The sequence below is a fragment of the Micromonospora sp. LOL_014 genome (assembly GCF_048060245.1).
Lineage (GTDB): Bacteria > Actinomycetota > Actinomycetes > Mycobacteriales > Micromonosporaceae > Micromonospora_E.
Window position 1 is genome coordinate 70,031 of the sequence record NZ_JBHMIP010000002.1, and the last position, 15,928, is coordinate 85,958.

The window sequence follows — 15,928 nt, forward strand, 5'->3', positions numbered from 1 at the left end:
ATCGAGCGACCGTCTATCCTCGCCGGGTGACGTCGACCGGTTGGTGTTTCCTCGCGGCGATGATTGCCACGTACGGCGTCGCACACCTCTTCCAGGCGGTGGCCGCCGCCCGCACCACGGTCCGTCGCTGCTTCGACCCCGGTCTGCTGCTGCGACTCGCCCGGCAGCCGGTGTACCTGATCGGCCTCGGCTGCCAGTGCCTCGCCTTCGTGTTGGCCTTCCTCGCCCGGCGGGACCTGCCGCTGTTCCTGGTCCAGGCGAGCGTGGCCGCCGCTCTCGGCGTGACGGCGCTGCTCGGGGTACTGACCCTGGGCTGGCGGCTGCCGACCGCCGAGGTAGTCCTGCTGGTGCTGCTGCTGGTCGGAGTAACCGCGCTGGTCGTCGCCGCCCGACCCGCGCCGGCGCACCCACTCGGCCCCCGTGCGGTGGCCGTCATCGCCCTCGCTGGCCTGCTGATCGCCGCCTGCGGTGCCGGGGCGGCCCGACTCGACGGCCCGGCCGCGGCCGTCCTGCTCGGACTGCTCGCCGGGTTCGCCTTCTCCGCCGCCGCGGTCGCCTCCCGGCCGCTCGCCGGCACCGCCAGTTACCGCGACCTGGTCACCGAGCCGCTGCTCTACCTGCTGATCGCGCACTCAGCCATCGGTCAGTGGCTGATCGGCCTGGCGATGCAGCGCGGTTCGGTCACCGCCGCCATCGCTGCGATGGACGCGGCGGGCGCGGTCCCGGCCGCCATCGTCGGCCTGCTGCTACTCAACGACAAGATCTGGCCCGGACGCGAATGGCTGGCCGCGGTCGGTTTCCTCATCACGCTGGCCGCCGTGCTCGGCCTGACCCGGTACGCGACGACTCAGCACGCACCCGAGACGGCACAGCCGGCCTGGGCCGGCGGCCCAGGCCGGGCAGGCCGGCCGGTTAGGGTCAGCGGCGGGCCAGACACCGACAGCACAGGTCAGCCGGCCCGGACCGGCGTGGCGGTCGCCTCCGCCGGCGCGGTCGCCTCCAGCGGCGCCGTGGCATCGATCGCCGCCAGATCGATCTCCACGTCGACCGGCTCGACCGAATCACCGTCGGGCAACTGCCCCGTAACGACGCCGCTCGACCCGGCCGGCACCGGGCCGCCGTGGCGCGACCCGAGCACCCGCTGGTAAAGCCGTTCGATGGCGGCAGCGGTCCGGTCCCAGCCGTACCGGCACCGGACCCGGTCGACGGCCGCGTGCCCGTACGCGAACCGCTCGGCCTCGTCGGCGAGCAGCCGCCGCAGCGCGACGCCGAGCGCCCGGACGTCGCCGGGCGGCACCAGCCGACCGGTCACCGCGTCCACCACGCAGTCGGCCACCCCGCCGTGGGCGTACCCCACCACCGGCACGCCGCACGCCATCGCCTCCAATGCCACCGTGCCGACCGGCACGTACCGACTGGTGCAGGCGACCACGTCGACCGACCGGTACAGCTGCGGCATCTCCCCGGCCGGTACCGCCCCGAGCAGTTCGATCTGGTCGGCCACCCCGTACCGGGTGGCCACATCCCGCAGCCGCCGGGCGTCCGGATGCCCAACCAGCTCGGCCCGGTCGGGCCCGCCGACGATGAGCACGTCGACGTCGCCGACCAGCCGGAGCGCGCCGATCAGCTCGTCATGCCCGGAGCCGGGGGTGAGGTCGCCGACGGCGAGCAGCCGGCGACGCCGCCGTACCGGCGGCGCGGGGTCTGGCGCGAACCGTGTGGTGTCCACTCCAGGTGGGATCATCGCGACCGATGCGCGGTCACGTCCCATCCGAGCCAGTTCGTCCACCTCTTCGGTGCACTGCGCGACGGCCGCGTCGACCACCCGGCACAGCGCCTGCTCGAGCGCGATCCGTTGCCGCGGACCCTGGTAGCCGGTACCCAGCTGCCGCTGCTGTTGACTACCGATGCTGTGGAAGGTCTGCACCAGCGGGATCCGGCTGCGGCCGACCGCGCTGGCCGCCGCGAGACCACCCGGCCAGAAGTGCCCGTGCACCACGTCCGGCGTCCACTCCCCGTCGTCCCACTGACCCGCCAGCCAGCGACTGAACTCCGGCAGGTGGGCCAGCAGGTCGGCGGTGCCCAGCCGGGTCGGCGGACCGACCGGCACCCGGATCAGCTGGTAGCCGTCCGACGACTCGCCGTCCGGCTCGCCCGGCCCGGTCCGCCGCTGGTAGACCCGGACCTCGTGACCGAGAGCAGCCAGTTCGGTGGCGAGCCGGGCGATGTGCTGCCGGGTGCCGGTGACCGGCTGCCCGGCGGTGTCGAGACGTCCGGGGTCACGCTGTGCGCGGTCACGCTGTGCGAGGTCACGGTGTACGGGGTGACCCATCGCAGCTCCGTCGTGGGCAGACACCAGACCGACGCGCATCTTCACCTCCGTTGCTCGTCACGGGTGCTAGCGGTTCTTTCTAACCCCTGCGGTACGAGGATTCCTCCGGTTCCGACGAGCACCACCCTCGGGTGAGGGCCACGGGTGAGGTGCGACGACCCACACCGGTGGTATGACACGCCCAAATCGGGGTACCCGTACGCATGGCAGCGACTGGACGCAGAGCAGCCGCTTCCGCCCAACGGGTACGTCGGGACGGCGGACGATCGGTGCTGTCGTCCGCAGCGCCGGGCTGGTGCGGGGCGCCGGGAGGAGGAACGTGCCTACCGACCTGCGATGCGCGCTGGAGTGTGACCCGACCGATCCGGTGATCCGGCTGGTCGGGGTGCTGGACCGGCACGCGGTCGCTGCTCGCCGAGGGCTGTCGCCGGTGGGAGCTGCCGCAGCTGGTCGACTCGGTGGCGCTGCGGTGGGGCTGCACCCGGCTGCGAGGCGGCAAACTCGTCTGGGCAGCCATCGATCCGGCGGACCATCCACAGGACGGAGACTGACAGTGGTACGGCGCGACAGTTCGACCGGCCCGGCCCGGCTCGCCCTGCTGCTGGCCGGGGTGGCGGTCGGCTACCTGGTCGGCAGGCGGACCAGGTCCGGTGGAACCGACGTCACGACGGGGCCGACCGTGGACCAGCCGACAGCCGGCGCCGCGGTGGACCAGCCGGCGACGCACCCGGCGGCCACCGGGCCGGTACGGGTACGGCCCGCGGTGGCGCCGGCCGGCCAACGGCCCGGGACCGACCTCGGGTACCACCCGGGGCGCCCTGCGGACGAGGAATTCGCCGCCGGCGTGGTGAGCGGATCATCGGCGACCACCGCCTCGCACCCGTACCAGGTGCCGGCCGGTCGGACCACGGCGACGCCGGCAGCGCCGGTCGGCGACCCGACCGTGCCGACCGGCGCGGACGGTGACGAAAGGCCGCCGCCGGAGCGACGCCGCCCCGACCCGCCCCAACCAGGTGTGTGACCGCCACCGACCCGGGTAATGGGACGGCATGCGTACAGACGACTTCCCCCGGCCGGTTTCCGACCCGGAGTCCGAAGGGATCCCGCAGACCGCGGACGACGACTCGACCGCGTACGACGACGTGGCCAGCGGCCGCGAGGCCGACGGCCCGGACCCGGAGAGCATCCCGGGCGACGTGCCGGTGGCGGTGGACCACTTTGGCAACACCGCCCAGGAGCAGCTCGACGGGGAGTCGTTGGACTACAAACTCGCCCGGGAGGCGCTCGGCAGGCCGGTTGACGATCCACTCAGCGGGCCGGTCGACCAGGCGCTCGGCGACGAGGCCAACAGCGAACAGGCCGCCGCCCAGGCGCAACGCGACGCCGACGTGCTTGACCCCGGCCCGTACTCAGATCCGGACTCACCGGTCTCGATCTACGACCACGGCCGGCTCGGTGGGGCGGACAACGGGACGGTGGGACGGTTGGTGGAAGCCGACGAGGGGGCGCACACCGACGAGGAACCGGACTCGGTGGCGGCCGACGCCGGGGCCGCCGGTGGTGGGGCCAGTGCCGAGGAGCTGGCGGTGCACGAGACCGAGGCCCCCGAGGACCACCCGATCGACCGTTGACAGCAGCGGCCGGCCCGGCCGGCCAGTCGGTCAGTCGTCGAGGCCCTGTTCGATCGCGTACCGGGTGAGCTCCACCCGGTTGTGCAGCTGCAGCTTGCCCAGGGTGTTCTGCACGTGGTTCTGCACCGTCCGGTGGGACAGCCCCAGCCGGCCGGCGATCTGCTTGTACGACAGCCCTTTGGCGACCAGTCGCAGCACCTCGGTCTCCCGGTCGGTGAGCCGGGGCTCGTCCCCGGCGGGTCGCGCGGTAGCGGCCAGCCGGCGGTACTCGCCGAGCACCAGTCCGGCCAGTCCCGGTGTGAAGACGGGCTCCCCGGTCGCGGTCCGGCGGACCGCGTCGAGGAACTCCTCTGGGCCGGCCGACTTGAGCAGGTAGCCGGTCGCGCCGGCCTTGATCGCGTCGAGCACGCTCTGCTGTTCTCCGCTGGCCGACAGCATCAGCACTCGTACGCAGGGCTGCTCGGCCAGCATGCCGCGGATCACCTCCACCCCGGAGATGTCGGGCAGCTGCAGGTCCAGCACCACCACCTGGGGTCGGGCCGCCGCGCAGATCCGCACGGCCTGGCGTCCCTCCCCAATGGTCGCGACCACCTCGTGGCCGGCCTCGGCCAGGTCCCGGGCCACCCCTTCCCGCCACATCGGGTGGTCGTCGACCACCATCACCCGGATCGGCTCCCCCGCGCCCGCTGCCCCACTTGCCGTCACCCGTACTCCTCCGCCGTCGTATCCGGGCTCGGCACCCGCAGCTCGATCTCGGTGCCCGCGCCGGGCTGCGAGACGACCCGTACCGTGCCGCCGATCTCGGCGACCCGCCCCTCGATCGACTGGCTCACCCCGAGCCGACCCTGCGCGGCCGCCTCCGCCAGCCGACCGGGTCGGATGCCGCACCCGTCGTCCCGGACCGACACGGTAACCGCGTCCGGCTCCTCTTCGACCAGGACCCACACCCGCGCCTGCGGACCGCCGTGGCGCACCGCGTTGTCGACCGCGGCACCGAGCGCCGCGCCGAGCTCGGCGGCGAGCCGACCGGGCAGCAGCACCGGGTCGGCCGGGGTGGCGACCGAGACCCGCGACGACGCGTACCCGTTGACCACGGACCGCAGGTCGACCGGCCCGGCGTCGAACGCCACCGTCGCGGCGGGCTTGTCCGGCGGTACGGTGACCCGGCTGGTGACCAGCGCCCGCAACGCGGCCTCCTGCTCCCCGGCGAGCCGGGCCAGCTGACCGGCCTCGCCGTCGAGGTCGGCCCCGCGCCGGGCAACCATTGCCAGCACCTGCAGCACCGAGTCATGGATGTCGCGGGCCAGCCGTTCCCGCTCCCGGGTCGCGGCGGCCAGCTCCCGGGTCGCCGCCTCCAGCTCGACCGCCCGCTGCAACCGGTCCTCGGCCGCGCCGATCAGCCGGGCCACGTGCCCGACGGCGATGCCGGCCAGCAGCATCAGCACACCGGGAGTGACCGACGACTCGGTGAGCCGGTCCCGAACCGCGAGGTCGGCGGCGGTCAGCACCAGGGCAGCGGTCACCCCGAGCCGCCGGCCGCCGGCGACCGCCCAGGCCAGCACCGGACCGGCCAGCCAGGCAACCGCGATGGTCGGCACTCCGTCGACCAACGCGGGCCGCCCGATGATCCATGGGCTGACCAGCAGCGGGACCAACGCCACGAACAGGTCGACGGCGAGCAGCGGCCAGCGGCGCAGTCGGGGCCGGGCGTACGCCCAGGTGGCGGCGACCGTCCAGGCGATCATGCCGAGCAGGACCGGGACGGCGACGAGCGGATGGGCGTAGTCGGCTACGTTGCGCACGTACAGCACCAGCACATAGCCGAGGGCGGTGAACCGGAACACCGCGAGGGCCCGCCACAACGGGACGATCAGGGTGCCCACCGGGGCGGGGCTCTGCCGCACCCGCCGACGATGGCACACAGCCGGGCGGCCGGCGAGGGCTGGGCGGCCGGACACGCCCGGACCGATGTGCATTTCCCCACAGGTCAACGTAGGGTGAGAATGCCGCGAAAGCACTGACGATCAGCAGCCGGATGGGCCATGACCGACGCAGATCCCCCGTCATCGCGTACGGTCGTGCCTATCGACCCGATGGATCTGCTCAGCGAGGCCTTCGACCGGTCGCAGGTCACTGACCTGCGACACCACGTCGCATCGTGCGCCGGCTCGGCCGGGATGAGCGGCCAGCGGCTCGACGATTTCGTGCTGGCCGTCAACGAGCTGATCACCAACGCGGTCCGGCACGGCGGCGGCCAGGGCTGGCTGCGGATGTGGCGTGACACACAGTCGATGTACTGCGAGGTCGCCGACAACGGGCAGGGCATCGGGTCCGACCGGCTGCGCAACCGGGACCGCCCAGCGCCGAACACGGCGGGCGGCTGGGGGCTGTGGCTCACCGAGCGGTTGACCGACACCATGGCGGTCGCCACCGGCACGGAGGGCACCACGGTACGGATCAGCCTCAGGTTGTCCGAGACTGCGGCGTCCGGAGCCGGGGTGTCCGAGACTGCGGCGTCCGGGGCCGGGGTGGACGATCCGGTCAGCCGAACAGGGCGCTGACCGACTCGCCGTTGTGAATCCGGCGCATCGCCTCGGCCAGTGCCGGCGCGACGGAGAGCACCTGCAGCTTCGGCACCCGTTTGGCGGCCGGAATCGGCACCGTGTTCGTGCAGACGATCTCCAGTACGCCGTCCTGGTCGCTGAGTCGGTCCAGCGCACCGCTGGAGAACAGCCCGTGGGTGCAGGCGATGCGGATCGACCGGACCTTCAGCTCCCGCAGGTGGTCGATCAGCTCGATCACCGTACTGCCTTTGGCGATCTCGTCGTCGAGGACGATCACGTCGCGGTCGACGACGTCGCCGATCACCGCGCTGATCTGCACCCGGTCGTCGCTGAACCGCTGCTTGGCCCCGGCCGCGACCGGCAGACCGAGCATCCGGGCGAAGGCGGCGGCCTCCTTGGCGTTGCCCAGGTCGGGTGAGACGACCACGGTGTCGGTCAGATCGTGGTCGTGAAAGTGCGCAGCGAGCTCACGCAGCGCGTGCAGGTGGTCGACGGGGACGCTGAAGAAGCCGTGCACCTGCGGGGAGTGCAGCGTCATCGCGAGCACCCGGTCGGCACCGGCGGAGACCAACAGGTCGGCGACGAGTCGGGCACCGATCGAGATCCGTGGGGCGTCCTTCTTGCTTGTCCGACCGGGCGTACGCGTAGTGCGGCAGCACCACGGTGATCCGCCCGGCCGACGAGACCCTGGGCCGGGCTCAACCGAGCTGTTTGCGGACGAACTCGATCGACAACTGGTCGAAGTGCGCCCGGCCACCCTCGTGCCCGTCCCACTCGTACACCTCGATCTCCTTCGGACCGACGTACGCGTGGTAGGCGGCGAAGACCGTCGACGGCGGACAGGTCTGGTCCATCAGCGCCGCGCTGAACAGCGCCGGGGCGGTGGCCCACGGCACCAGGTGGGCGGCGTCGACGTAGTCGACGGTGGCGAACACCGCCGCAGCCCGCTCCGGCTGGATCCGGCAGAACCGGACCAGCTCGTTGTACGGGTCGGCGTCGGTGATCGTGACGGCGCGGCGGATCTGGCACAGGAACGGCACCCGGGACACCACCGCGCCGACCCGGTCGCCGGCGAGCGCGGCGGCGGCCAGCGCCAATCCGCCGCCCTGGCTGGTCCCGACCACAGCGATCCTGGACCGGTCGACACCGGGCAGCTCAGGGGCGATCTCCACCGCTCGGGCCGCGTCGGTGATCAGCCGGCGGTAGTAGTAGCCGGCCGGGTCCAGCACGCCCCGGGTCAGGTAGCCCGCAGTGGTCGGCCCGGACCCGTCCGGCCCGGCGTCCGGGGTGTCCCCGCCGCGCCACGACCCGCCCTGGCCCCGGGTGTCCATGATCAGGTGGGCGAAGCCGGCCGAGGCCCACAGCAGCCACTCGTGTGGGCGGCCGCGGCCGCCGCCGTACCCGATGAACTCGACGACGACCGGCAGCGGCCCGGCGGCGCCCGACGGCACGTTGAGCCAGCCCTTGATCTCCTGGCCGGCGAAGCCGGTGAAGCTGACGTCGTACGTGTCGATCATGCGCAGCGCGGTTTCCACCGGGGTCGCCACCGGCGGCACCGCCATCGACCGGGCGTCGGACAGCGTCTCGTCCCAGAACTCGCGCAGATCCGCCGGGGGTGACAGCTCAGGCTGGTAGCGCCGCAGCTGATCGAGGGAAAGATCGAACCAGGCCATGGCGGCACGCTACCAGCGCCGGCCGATCCGACGGGGGCCGATGTCTGCGGCCATGCCGGCCCTGACTACGGCCATACTGGCCCGATGACGGAGCAGACCAGCGTAGCCGCCGCCGGACGGTACGTCGCCGCCATCGACCAGGGCACCACCTCGTCGCGGTGCATCGTCTTCGATGCCGCCGGCGCGATCGTCGCCATGGCCCAACGGGAGCACCGGCAGATCTTCCCGTGCCCCGGCTGGGTGGAGCACGACGCCGAGGAAATCTGGGCCAACGTCGAGCAGATGGTCCGGCAGGCGCTGGCCGATGCCGACCTCCCACCGGGTGGGCTGGCCGCGATCGGCATCACCAACCAGCGGGAGACCACCGTGGTATGGGACCGGGCCACCGGTCGGCCGGTGCACCACGCGATCGTCTGGCAGGACACCCGCACCGGGCCGCAGCTGCAGCGGCTCGGCGCGGCCGTCGGCGAGCAGCGGCTGCGGGAACGCACCGGGCTGCCACTGGCCACGTATTTCGCCGGACCGAAGGCGATGTGGCTGCTGGAACACGTCGACGGGCTGCGCGAGCGGGCCGAACACGGCGAGGTGCTGTTCGGCACGATGGAGTCCTGGCTGATCTGGAAGCTCACCGGCCGGCACGTAACCGACGTCACCAACGCCAGCCGTACCCTGCTGATGGACGTGCGCACGCTGCGCTGGGACGACGAGATCCGGTCCGCAGCGGGCATTCCGGCCGCGATGCTGCCGGAGATCGCCCCGTCAGCCACGATCTACGGTACGGCGGACGCCGACGTCGCCGGCGGGGCGCTGGCCGGCGTACCGGTGGCCAGCGCGCTCGGCGACCAGCAGGCGGCGCTGTTCGGGCAAACCTGCTTCCAGCCCGGCGAGGCAAAATGCACCTACGGCACCGGCAGTTTCCTGCTGCTCAACACCGGTACGAGCGCGGTCACCTCGCAGCACGGACTGTTGACCACGGTGGCGTACCAGATCGGTGACGCCCCGGCGCACTACGCGCTAGAAGGCGCGATCGCGGTGACCGGCTCGCTGGTGCAGTGGCTGCGCGACAACCTGGGCCTGATCTCCAGCGCGGCGCAGATCGAGCAGCTGGCCCGCAGCGTCGACGACAACGGCGGCTGCTACATCGTGCCGGCGTTCTCCGGACTCTTCGCCCCGCACTGGCGGGCCGACGCCCGGGGCGTGGTCGCCGGGTTGACCGGCTACATCACCAAGGGGCACCTGGCCAGGGCCGTGCTGGAAGCGTCCGCGTGGCAGACCCGGGAGGTGGTCGACGCGATGAACGCCGACTCCGACGTGGCGCTGCGCCGGCTACGGGTCGACGGCGGGATGACCGCCAACGAGCTGCTGATGCAGTTCCTCGCCGACGTGCTCGACGTGCCGGTGGTGCGCCCGGCGGTGAGCGAGACCACCTGCCTGGGCGCGGCGTACGCGGCCGGGTTGGCGGTCGGCTTCTGGCCCGACCTGGACACCTTGCGCGCCCAGTGGCGGGCCGACGCGCAGTGGCGACCGGCGATGGAGCCGGCGCACCGTGACCGCGAGTACGCCCAGTGGCGCAAGGCCGTCAGCCGCACCCTCGACTGGGTCGACGACTGACGACCAGCCGAAACGCCGTTCAGCTTCCAGAGATCTACGCAGCGTCACCTCTTCGGGTCGGTCTACTCGTCGGGCGTGCTGCCACAGGTGCATCTTGATGAAACCTGTGGCAGCACGCCCGCGAAGGCACCTGGGGTTCCCGGAGCCAGCAACCCGGCGCGGCTAAACAGTTCGCAATGGACGGCGCACGGCGGGATGCTGTCCTGATGCCCGCCCGCACCGCCTACCACGACGAGCTCGGCGACCACTTCGCCCGACACGCAGACACCAGTCCGTACAACGCCTACGTCGACCGGCCGGCAATGCTTGCCCTCGCCGGCGACGTCGGCGGGCAGCGGATTCTGGATGTCGGCTGCGGGGCCGGGCACTACGCGGCGGAGCTGCTGTCGCGTGGTGCCGAGGTCGTCGGAATCGACGGCAGCGCGACGTTGCTGGCGCACGCCCAGCGCAGGCTGGGCGACCGGGCCGACCTACACCGGCACGACGCCGAGGATCCGCTCGACTTCCTCGACGACGCGTCGTTCGACGGGGTGGTGTGCGCGTTGATGCTGCACCACGTCGCCAACCGACGACAGTTGCTCGGTGAGCTACGACGGGTGCTGCGGCCGGGCGGGTGGCTGCTGATCTCCACGACCCATCCGACCGCAGACTGGCGGCACTTCGGCGGCTCGTACTTCGCCGTCGACTGGGTGGACCTTCCGCTAGCCGGCGGGCAGATGTCTATCCACTATCAACGGATGACGCTGGAGATGTTCCTGGGCGAGCTGCTGGCCGCCAGCTTCAGCCTGGAACGGCTCGTCGAACCACGCCCGGTGCCCAGTCTCCGGGACATCGACGAGGCGGCCTACCGCAAGCTGCACCAGTCGCCGTCCTTCGTCGCCGTCCGGCTCCGGCGACCCTGACGCCCGGCGGTGGTCCGGTGCCCCGCTGGATCCGGGGCACCGGACGACACCGTCTCGCCTCGCTCGGCGAGCGCGTCGACGTAGTCGCCGAACCGGTGCAGCCGCCAGCATCCTGGCGACGGTGGCGTGGCAGGCGGCGATCACGTCCCGGTGGTCGTCGACGAAACCGAGCTCGGCGTCGAGCGACGTGTACGCGGCCAGGTGCCGGGCGGTGTCGCTCGGCTCGGCGCGGAACACCGGCCCGACCTCGAAGACCCGCTCGAAGACGCCCACCATGATTTGCTTGTACAGCTGCGGTGACTGGGCCAGATAGGACCGCCGACCGAAGTAGTCGAGGGCGAAGACGTTCGCGCCGCTCTCGGTCGCCGTACCGACGATCTTCGGGGTGTGGATCTCGATGAAGCCCATGCCGGTCAGGGTTTCCCGGAAGCCGGCGACGGCGGCGGCCGATATCCGGTGCGTGGCGGCCAGCTTCGGGTGCCGCAGCGCGACCGGCGCGTGGTCCAGGATCGTCGGCAGGTTGGCCCGCAGGTCCGGCCGATACAGATCAAACGGTACGGGTGCCGCCGGGTCGGTCAGCGGTGTGATCACCGGGTCGGTGACTTCGACGCCACCAGGGGCGGCCGGCTGGGCGGTCGCCGTGCCGGTGACGGTGACGGTGGTCTCCTCCGGCAGGTGTTCGAGCTGCGCCCGTACCGCCGGGTCGGTGACGACGACCTGGGCGAGCCCGGCGGCGTCGCGCAGGATCAGAAACGCGACGGATTTCAGCAGCCGCCGCCGGTGAATCCAGCCAGCCAGCCGTACGGGCTATTCGACCTAGGTGGGCAGTTGAGCGGAAAGGATGCGTTGCATGTGGTGACCTCCTCCGGTGTGCGCAACGCGTCCCCAGTCAGGCGTGGGCGAGCGGGATCCTCGCGGTACCACCACACCTTCACCGCGCCACCGCGTGGTGTACGCGTGGCGCGGCCTTCGCTTACCCGTGACGTGGGCGAGTCGGCGGGAGTCTACTGAGCCCGGATGGGCCGTTCTTTCCCGCAGCTCAGGAGGGTCTTCGCGGCAGGGCCGGAGTCCGCCTTCTCAGCTGTGGGCGGCTCTCTGTCGCTCCGGTGGGCGCAACCGCTACTCGGCTCCGTCATCGCTGTTGCCTGCAGACGCTAGCCGCTCACCGCCGCCGTCCGCATCCTCATTCCGGATCGAGAGGCTTGCGCCAGACGGAGACGTGCTTGTCGCTGTCGGCGGTGAACGGCGAGCCGTCCCAGTCCGCTACCCGCTGCTCCAGCTCCAGGCCGGCGAGCCGGGCCATCAGGTCGCACTCGGCCGGCCAGATGTAGCGGAAGTTGCTGGCGCCGTAGCTGGCGCTGCCGTCGTCGCGCCGCCGATAGTGGTGCGAGGTGCCCTGCTGGGTGACCATGTCGTAGGTGTCGAAGCCGACGTGCCGGTCCGTCACCTCGAACGGCACCGCCGCCTGCCCCGGTGGGAACCGTCGGATGCCCGGCACCCACAGCTCGACGACGAAGCGCCCACCCGGCGACAGGTGCCGGGCGGCGTTGCGGAAGCACTCCACCTGCTCGTCCTGCGTACGCAGGTTGCCGATGCTGTTGTACACGACGTAGACCAGGGAGAACCGCCCCGGAACCGGCGCCGTCGCCATGTCGCCGACGACGACCGGCAGGTCGCCTGCCAGCGGGACCTTGCGACGCAGCTGATCGACCATCGGCTGCGATAGATCGATCCCGCTCACCGCAATGCCCTTCGCAAGAAGCGGGATCGCCACCCGGCCGGTGCCGATCGCGAACTCCAGCGCAGGGCGGCCGGCACCAGCCAACTGCGCCAAAAACTCCACCGTCGGCGCAAGCACGTGCGGAGCGAACATTTCTGCCGAAGTACGGTCGTACCCCTGGGCTGTCTGCTCGTCCCACAGGTCGCTGCTCGTCATGGGCGCGATCCTGCACATGTCTGCCGGCTCCGCGCCAACCATTTACGATCTTTGATCTACACCGAGGTGACGCTGGCGCACCTCAAAATCGCGAGATGAGGTACGTCAGCGTCATCTCGACGCAGCGGACAGTGCCCGGTGTTCGCGGGGGTCTGGGTAGGGTCGGCGTCGTGACCGTCGCGCGCTCCCTCGTCCTGTTCGTCTTGGCCGCAGTCGCCGAGATCGGTGGGGCGTGGCTAATCTGGCAGGGCTGGCGGGAGCACCGTGGCCTGCTGTGGATCGCCGCCGGGGTGATGGCGCTCGGGCTCTACGGGTTCGCGGCGTCGCTGCAGCCGGATCCGAACTTCGGCCGGATCCTCGCCGCCTACGGCGGGGTCTTCGTCGCCGGCTCACTCGCCTGGGGCGTCGTCGTGGACAAGTTCCGCCCTGACCGCTGGGACATCACCGGCGCGGCGATCTGCCTGATCGGCGTCGCCGTCATCATGTACGCCCCACGCGGCTGAACTACGAAGTCGCTGTCGGCGGTGCTCCTGTGCCCGGCGGTACTTCTCTGGAGTCGGCGGTACTCCTGGAGTCGGGGATGTTCTTCCTGAGTCGGATGCGCGACTGGATCGGCGTACCGGGCAGAAAACGACGACGGCGACAGGGCAAGCTGCTGCGATGTCCCGCCCCGCCACGGTGCCACGCGAGCTGAGCTTCGAGCCGTTCTCCGCAAGCCGCGCCATCGCCGCCGGCCTGATCACCCGGCGGATGCTCAACGGTCCGTCCTGGCGCCGCATCCTGCCCGACGTCTATGTACACAAGAGCTCGTACGACCCCGACGACCACCGGATGTGGTGCAGAGCCGCCGCCGCACGGCTGCCGCCCGGCGCGGCAATCCACGAGCTCAGCGCAGCATTTCTATGGGGGGTCGATATCCTGCCGCGACGCGGTCCCGGGCAGGCAGTAGTGCCGGTACACGTCGCCCTACCGAAGACGGCCAGGCGGTACTCACACCCCATCTTGAAGTCCGCGCACCGGACGCTCGCCCCTGACGACATCACCTCGTTCGCCGGGTTGCCCTTGACCACTGGAGTCCGTACCGCGTTCGACCTGGGTCGATCCTTGCCGCGTGCTGCTGCGCTCGGCGCCCTCGACGCCGTCCTGCGCCGCCGCCTCGTCACGCGCAAGCACCTCGCGGCATACATCGACACCCGCCCCGGGTTGCGCGGCCTGCAGCAGGTTCGGGAGCTACTCGCCCTCGCCGAGCCGTTGAGCGAATCGCCGATGGAGAGCCGAATCCGTCTGCTGCTGCACGACGCCGGCCTGCCAAAACCCACTTCGCAGTACGAGGTGCGGGACGCGGCGCCGGGCGAGAAAGGGCGGTTCATCGCTCGGGTCGACCTGGCGTACCCGCAGTGGCGGATCGCCATCGAGTACGAGGGTGACCACCACCGGGAGCGGGCGACGTTCCGCAAGGACGTGTACCGCTTCAACGCGCTCCGGGAAGCCGGATGGCTTGCGCTCCGCTTCACCGCCGACGACGTCCTCCGGCGAAAAGAACAAGTGGTGCGAAAGGTCCGGGACGCGATCGCCGAACGCGCCACCTGACCACATCGCGCCCGTCGAGGTGACGCTGACACACGCTATTTTCGCGTTTTAGCGTGTGTCAGCGTCACCTCGACGCCGCAGCGCCGAGACAAAGCCGGCCCAGGAGTCGCCGGAAAAGGACAAAACTGGGCCGTACGGATCCTTCGAGTCCCTTACCTCGACGCCGGAGGCGCCGGAGACACCCTCGTCAGTGAGCCCCGCCACCCCAACGAGCCCAGCTACCTCGACGCAGTTGGAGTCGGAGCCGCTGCGGCTCGACTTACGCCACGCCAAGCCAACTGGCAGGTCGGCTGCGTTCATCCTCGCCTCACTCACGCTCGTGTTCTGCCGCGATCTCGCCGATGAGCTGCGCCGACCGGTCAGGGTCGAGCGCCACAGCAGCAAGACTATCGATTTCTCGACGGTAGAAGGCGATTTGGTCCGGCTCCTCCAGGAACAACCCGGAGATCTTGTGCTCCAGGTGTACGACAGGCTTGTTCCTCGGGAAGTCGAGGAGCATGAAGGGTCCGTCCAGCCCGGTATGGCCTCCGGTCACGAACGGCACGACCTGGATCGCGATGTTCGGTCGCTCCGCCGACTCGACCATGCGCCGTAGTTGCCGGGCCATCACCGACCCACCGCCCAACGGCCGGCGCAGTGCACCTTCGTCGATGACGAAACGCACGGTCGGTGGCTCGTCACGGGTCAAGATCGCTTGACGTCCGAGTCGAGTTGCGACCCGCAGCTGGGTGTCGGAGTCGGAGATGCCGCAGGACCTCATCAGCGCCCGCGTGTAGTCCGGGGTCTGTAGCAGTCCTGGCACCAGTAGCGGTTCAAAGTTGAAGATCGCCGTCGCCTCCGCTTCGAGCTGCAGCAACGTGCGGGACCACGCTGACAAGCCGGACCCGTAGGTCTCCCACCAGCCAGGTTCGGCTGCCCGCTCGGCCATGGCAAGGAGTCGCTTGCGATCCGCACCCGTTACTCCGTAGATCACCAGCAACGATGCGGCATCCTCGATCCGAATTCGCTGCTGCCCGGTCTCCATCCGGGACAACTTGGAGCCCTGCCAGTCCAGCTTGCCAGCCACCGCACGGACGCTCAGGCCTGCCGCCTTCCGTAATTCACGCAGCTCACCGGCGAGCCCGCGACCGACGATGGTGGGCAACTCTCTATTGATCATTTGCTCTCCGTCAGATGAGGGCTTGACTTGATCTCCGCACAGTCCGAGAGCAATCGACAACGTTGCGATTCGCCATCCTTAAGATGCAATCAGTGAGGTGAGCTTGTGATGTTGGTGAAGGTGCGGGCGTACGACCCGGCGGACAGTCCGGGGCCGATCCCGTCGGTGATCGATCGCTTCCGGCCCGGCCCGGAGCTGCCCGAGCAGCTCAGCGAGGCGGAGCACACGGCGGCCCGCTACACGGTGATCCTGGTGCCGCCGGAGGAGGCGGAGGTCCTCGATCTCGGCCGGGAGAACCCGGGGCTCAAGCTCTACCTGGACCGCCACTGGGAGGCGGACGTTGCCGACCTCGACGAGGCGGCGACGCTGATCTCCGAGCACTGCGGCAAGCAGGTCACCCTGGTCGAGCACCGCGCCGACCTCTGCTACTGGACGGCGTACGTGGAGCTGCCCTACGCCGATGGCGGGAGCTGACGCGCCGCCAGGCGGGCGAAATGCGTACTGACGAACGGCTGCCGGGCTGGCCGTGA

General features: G+C 70.9%; 15 protein-coding genes and 3 pseudogenes. 9 read left to right on the top strand and 9 right to left on the bottom strand.

Translation table 11 applies throughout. From position 1 onward, the window contains the following. Positions 1 to 59: 59 nt before the first annotated feature. Complete coding sequence (locus ACFHW1_RS02035) at positions 60 to 1,148, top strand: hypothetical protein (protein WP_416614774.1); 1,089 nt, start codon at positions 60 to 62, stop codon at positions 1,146 to 1,148. Here ACFHW1_RS02035 and ACFHW1_RS02040 read toward each other — a convergent pair. Further along, positions 1,124 to 2,371, bottom strand: a pseudogene (locus ACFHW1_RS02040) (glycosyltransferase); the annotation flags it as partial. The gene ACFHW1_RS02035 and the pseudogene ACFHW1_RS02040 overlap by 25 nt on opposite strands. A 514-nt stretch (positions 2,372 to 2,885) precedes the next feature. Here ACFHW1_RS02040 and ACFHW1_RS02045 point away from each other — a divergent pair. Next, positions 2,886 to 3,353 (top strand): hypothetical protein, encoded by a 468-nt coding sequence (locus ACFHW1_RS02045; protein ID WP_416567592.1) that lies wholly within the window; start codon positions 2,886 to 2,888, stop codon positions 3,351 to 3,353. A gap of 28 nt (positions 3,354 to 3,381) precedes the next feature. Next, complete coding sequence (locus ACFHW1_RS02050; protein WP_416591428.1) at positions 3,382 to 3,963, top strand: DUF5709 domain-containing protein; 582 nt, start codon at positions 3,382 to 3,384, stop codon at positions 3,961 to 3,963. 30 nt (positions 3,964 to 3,993) lie between these two features. Here the strand turns inward: ACFHW1_RS02050 and ACFHW1_RS02055 are convergent, their stop codons facing one another. Together ACFHW1_RS02055 and macS are read right to left on the bottom strand one after the other, a co-directional pair. Next, on the bottom strand, positions 3,994 to 4,623 hold the full coding sequence (locus ACFHW1_RS02055; RefSeq protein ID WP_416552372.1) for a response regulator: 630 nt from the start codon (positions 4,621 to 4,623) through the stop codon (positions 3,994 to 3,996). Between the two features lie 41 nt (positions 4,624 to 4,664). After that, on the bottom strand, positions 4,665 to 5,867 hold the full coding sequence (macS, locus tag ACFHW1_RS02060) for a MacS family sensor histidine kinase (protein WP_416552303.1): 1,203 nt from the start codon (positions 5,865 to 5,867) through the stop codon (positions 4,665 to 4,667). Between the two features lie 138 nt (positions 5,868 to 6,005). Between macS and ACFHW1_RS02065 the strand changes: the two genes are divergently transcribed. Beyond that, positions 6,006 to 6,524 (top strand): ATP-binding protein, encoded by a 519-nt coding sequence (locus ACFHW1_RS02065; protein WP_416552302.1) that lies wholly within the window; start codon positions 6,006 to 6,008, stop codon positions 6,522 to 6,524. On the opposite strand, the pseudogene ACFHW1_RS02070 reads toward ACFHW1_RS02065, so the two are convergent. Both ACFHW1_RS02070 and ACFHW1_RS02075 read right to left on the bottom strand, forming a co-directional pair. Continuing rightward, positions 6,505 to 7,216: pseudogene (locus tag ACFHW1_RS02070) on the bottom strand (ribose-phosphate diphosphokinase); the annotation flags it as partial. The gene ACFHW1_RS02065 and the pseudogene ACFHW1_RS02070 overlap by 20 nt on opposite strands. Positions 7,217 to 7,225: 9 nt before the next feature. Then, on the bottom strand, positions 7,226 to 8,200 hold the full coding sequence (locus ACFHW1_RS02075) for an acetylxylan esterase (RefSeq protein WP_416552301.1): 975 nt from the start codon (positions 8,198 to 8,200) through the stop codon (positions 7,226 to 7,228). A gap of 84 nt (positions 8,201 to 8,284) precedes the next feature. Here ACFHW1_RS02075 and glpK point away from each other — a divergent pair, with 84 nt between their 5' ends. Together glpK and ACFHW1_RS02085 are read left to right on the top strand one after the other, a co-directional pair. Continuing rightward, the gene (glpK, locus tag ACFHW1_RS02080) at positions 8,285 to 9,811 is read left to right on the top strand and encodes a glycerol kinase GlpK (RefSeq protein ID WP_416552300.1); all 1,527 of its coding nucleotides are present in this window, start codon (positions 8,285 to 8,287) and stop codon (positions 9,809 to 9,811) included. 206 nt (positions 9,812 to 10,017) lie between these two features. Beyond that, the gene (locus tag ACFHW1_RS02085; RefSeq protein WP_416552299.1) at positions 10,018 to 10,713 is read left to right on the top strand and encodes a class I SAM-dependent methyltransferase; all 696 of its coding nucleotides are present in this window, start codon (positions 10,018 to 10,020) and stop codon (positions 10,711 to 10,713) included. An 87-nt stretch (positions 10,714 to 10,800) separates the two neighbouring features. Here ACFHW1_RS02085 and ACFHW1_RS02090 read toward each other — a convergent pair. Both ACFHW1_RS02090 and ACFHW1_RS02095 read right to left on the bottom strand, forming a co-directional pair. Further along, positions 10,801 to 11,511 (bottom strand): annotated as a pseudogene (locus ACFHW1_RS02090) (amino acid--tRNA ligase-related protein); the annotation flags it as partial. A gap of 385 nt (positions 11,512 to 11,896) precedes the next feature. Continuing rightward, positions 11,897 to 12,649: a class I SAM-dependent DNA methyltransferase gene (locus ACFHW1_RS02095; RefSeq protein ID WP_416552298.1), complete on the bottom strand. Its 753-nt coding sequence runs from the start codon at positions 12,647 to 12,649 to the stop codon at positions 11,897 to 11,899. Between the two features lie 170 nt (positions 12,650 to 12,819). Here ACFHW1_RS02095 and ACFHW1_RS02100 point away from each other — a divergent pair, with 170 nt between their 5' ends. Both ACFHW1_RS02100 and ACFHW1_RS02105 read left to right on the top strand, forming a co-directional pair. Then, positions 12,820 to 13,152, top strand: coding sequence for a YnfA family protein (locus ACFHW1_RS02100; RefSeq protein WP_289207609.1), 333 nt, complete (start codon positions 12,820 to 12,822; stop codon positions 13,150 to 13,152). Between the two features lie 157 nt (positions 13,153 to 13,309). After that, complete coding sequence (locus ACFHW1_RS02105; protein WP_416552297.1) at positions 13,310 to 14,239, top strand: endonuclease domain-containing protein; 930 nt, start codon at positions 13,310 to 13,312, stop codon at positions 14,237 to 14,239. 48 nt (positions 14,240 to 14,287) lie between these two features. Here ACFHW1_RS02105 and ACFHW1_RS02110 read toward each other — a convergent pair whose 3' ends face one another. Then, complete coding sequence (locus ACFHW1_RS02110) at positions 14,288 to 14,539, bottom strand: DUF397 domain-containing protein (RefSeq protein ID WP_416552296.1); 252 nt, start codon at positions 14,537 to 14,539, stop codon at positions 14,288 to 14,290. 7 nt (positions 14,540 to 14,546) lie between these two features. Further along, complete coding sequence (locus ACFHW1_RS02115) at positions 14,547 to 15,458, bottom strand: helix-turn-helix domain-containing protein (RefSeq protein WP_416552295.1); 912 nt, start codon at positions 15,456 to 15,458, stop codon at positions 14,547 to 14,549. Positions 15,459 to 15,506: 48 nt separating this feature from the next. Here ACFHW1_RS02115 and ACFHW1_RS02120 point away from each other — a divergent pair, with 48 nt between their 5' ends. After that, positions 15,507 to 15,872, top strand: a complete 366-nt coding sequence (locus ACFHW1_RS02120; protein WP_416552294.1) for a hypothetical protein — start codon at positions 15,507 to 15,509, stop codon at positions 15,870 to 15,872. The last annotated feature ends 56 nt before the right edge of the window (positions 15,873 to 15,928 follow it).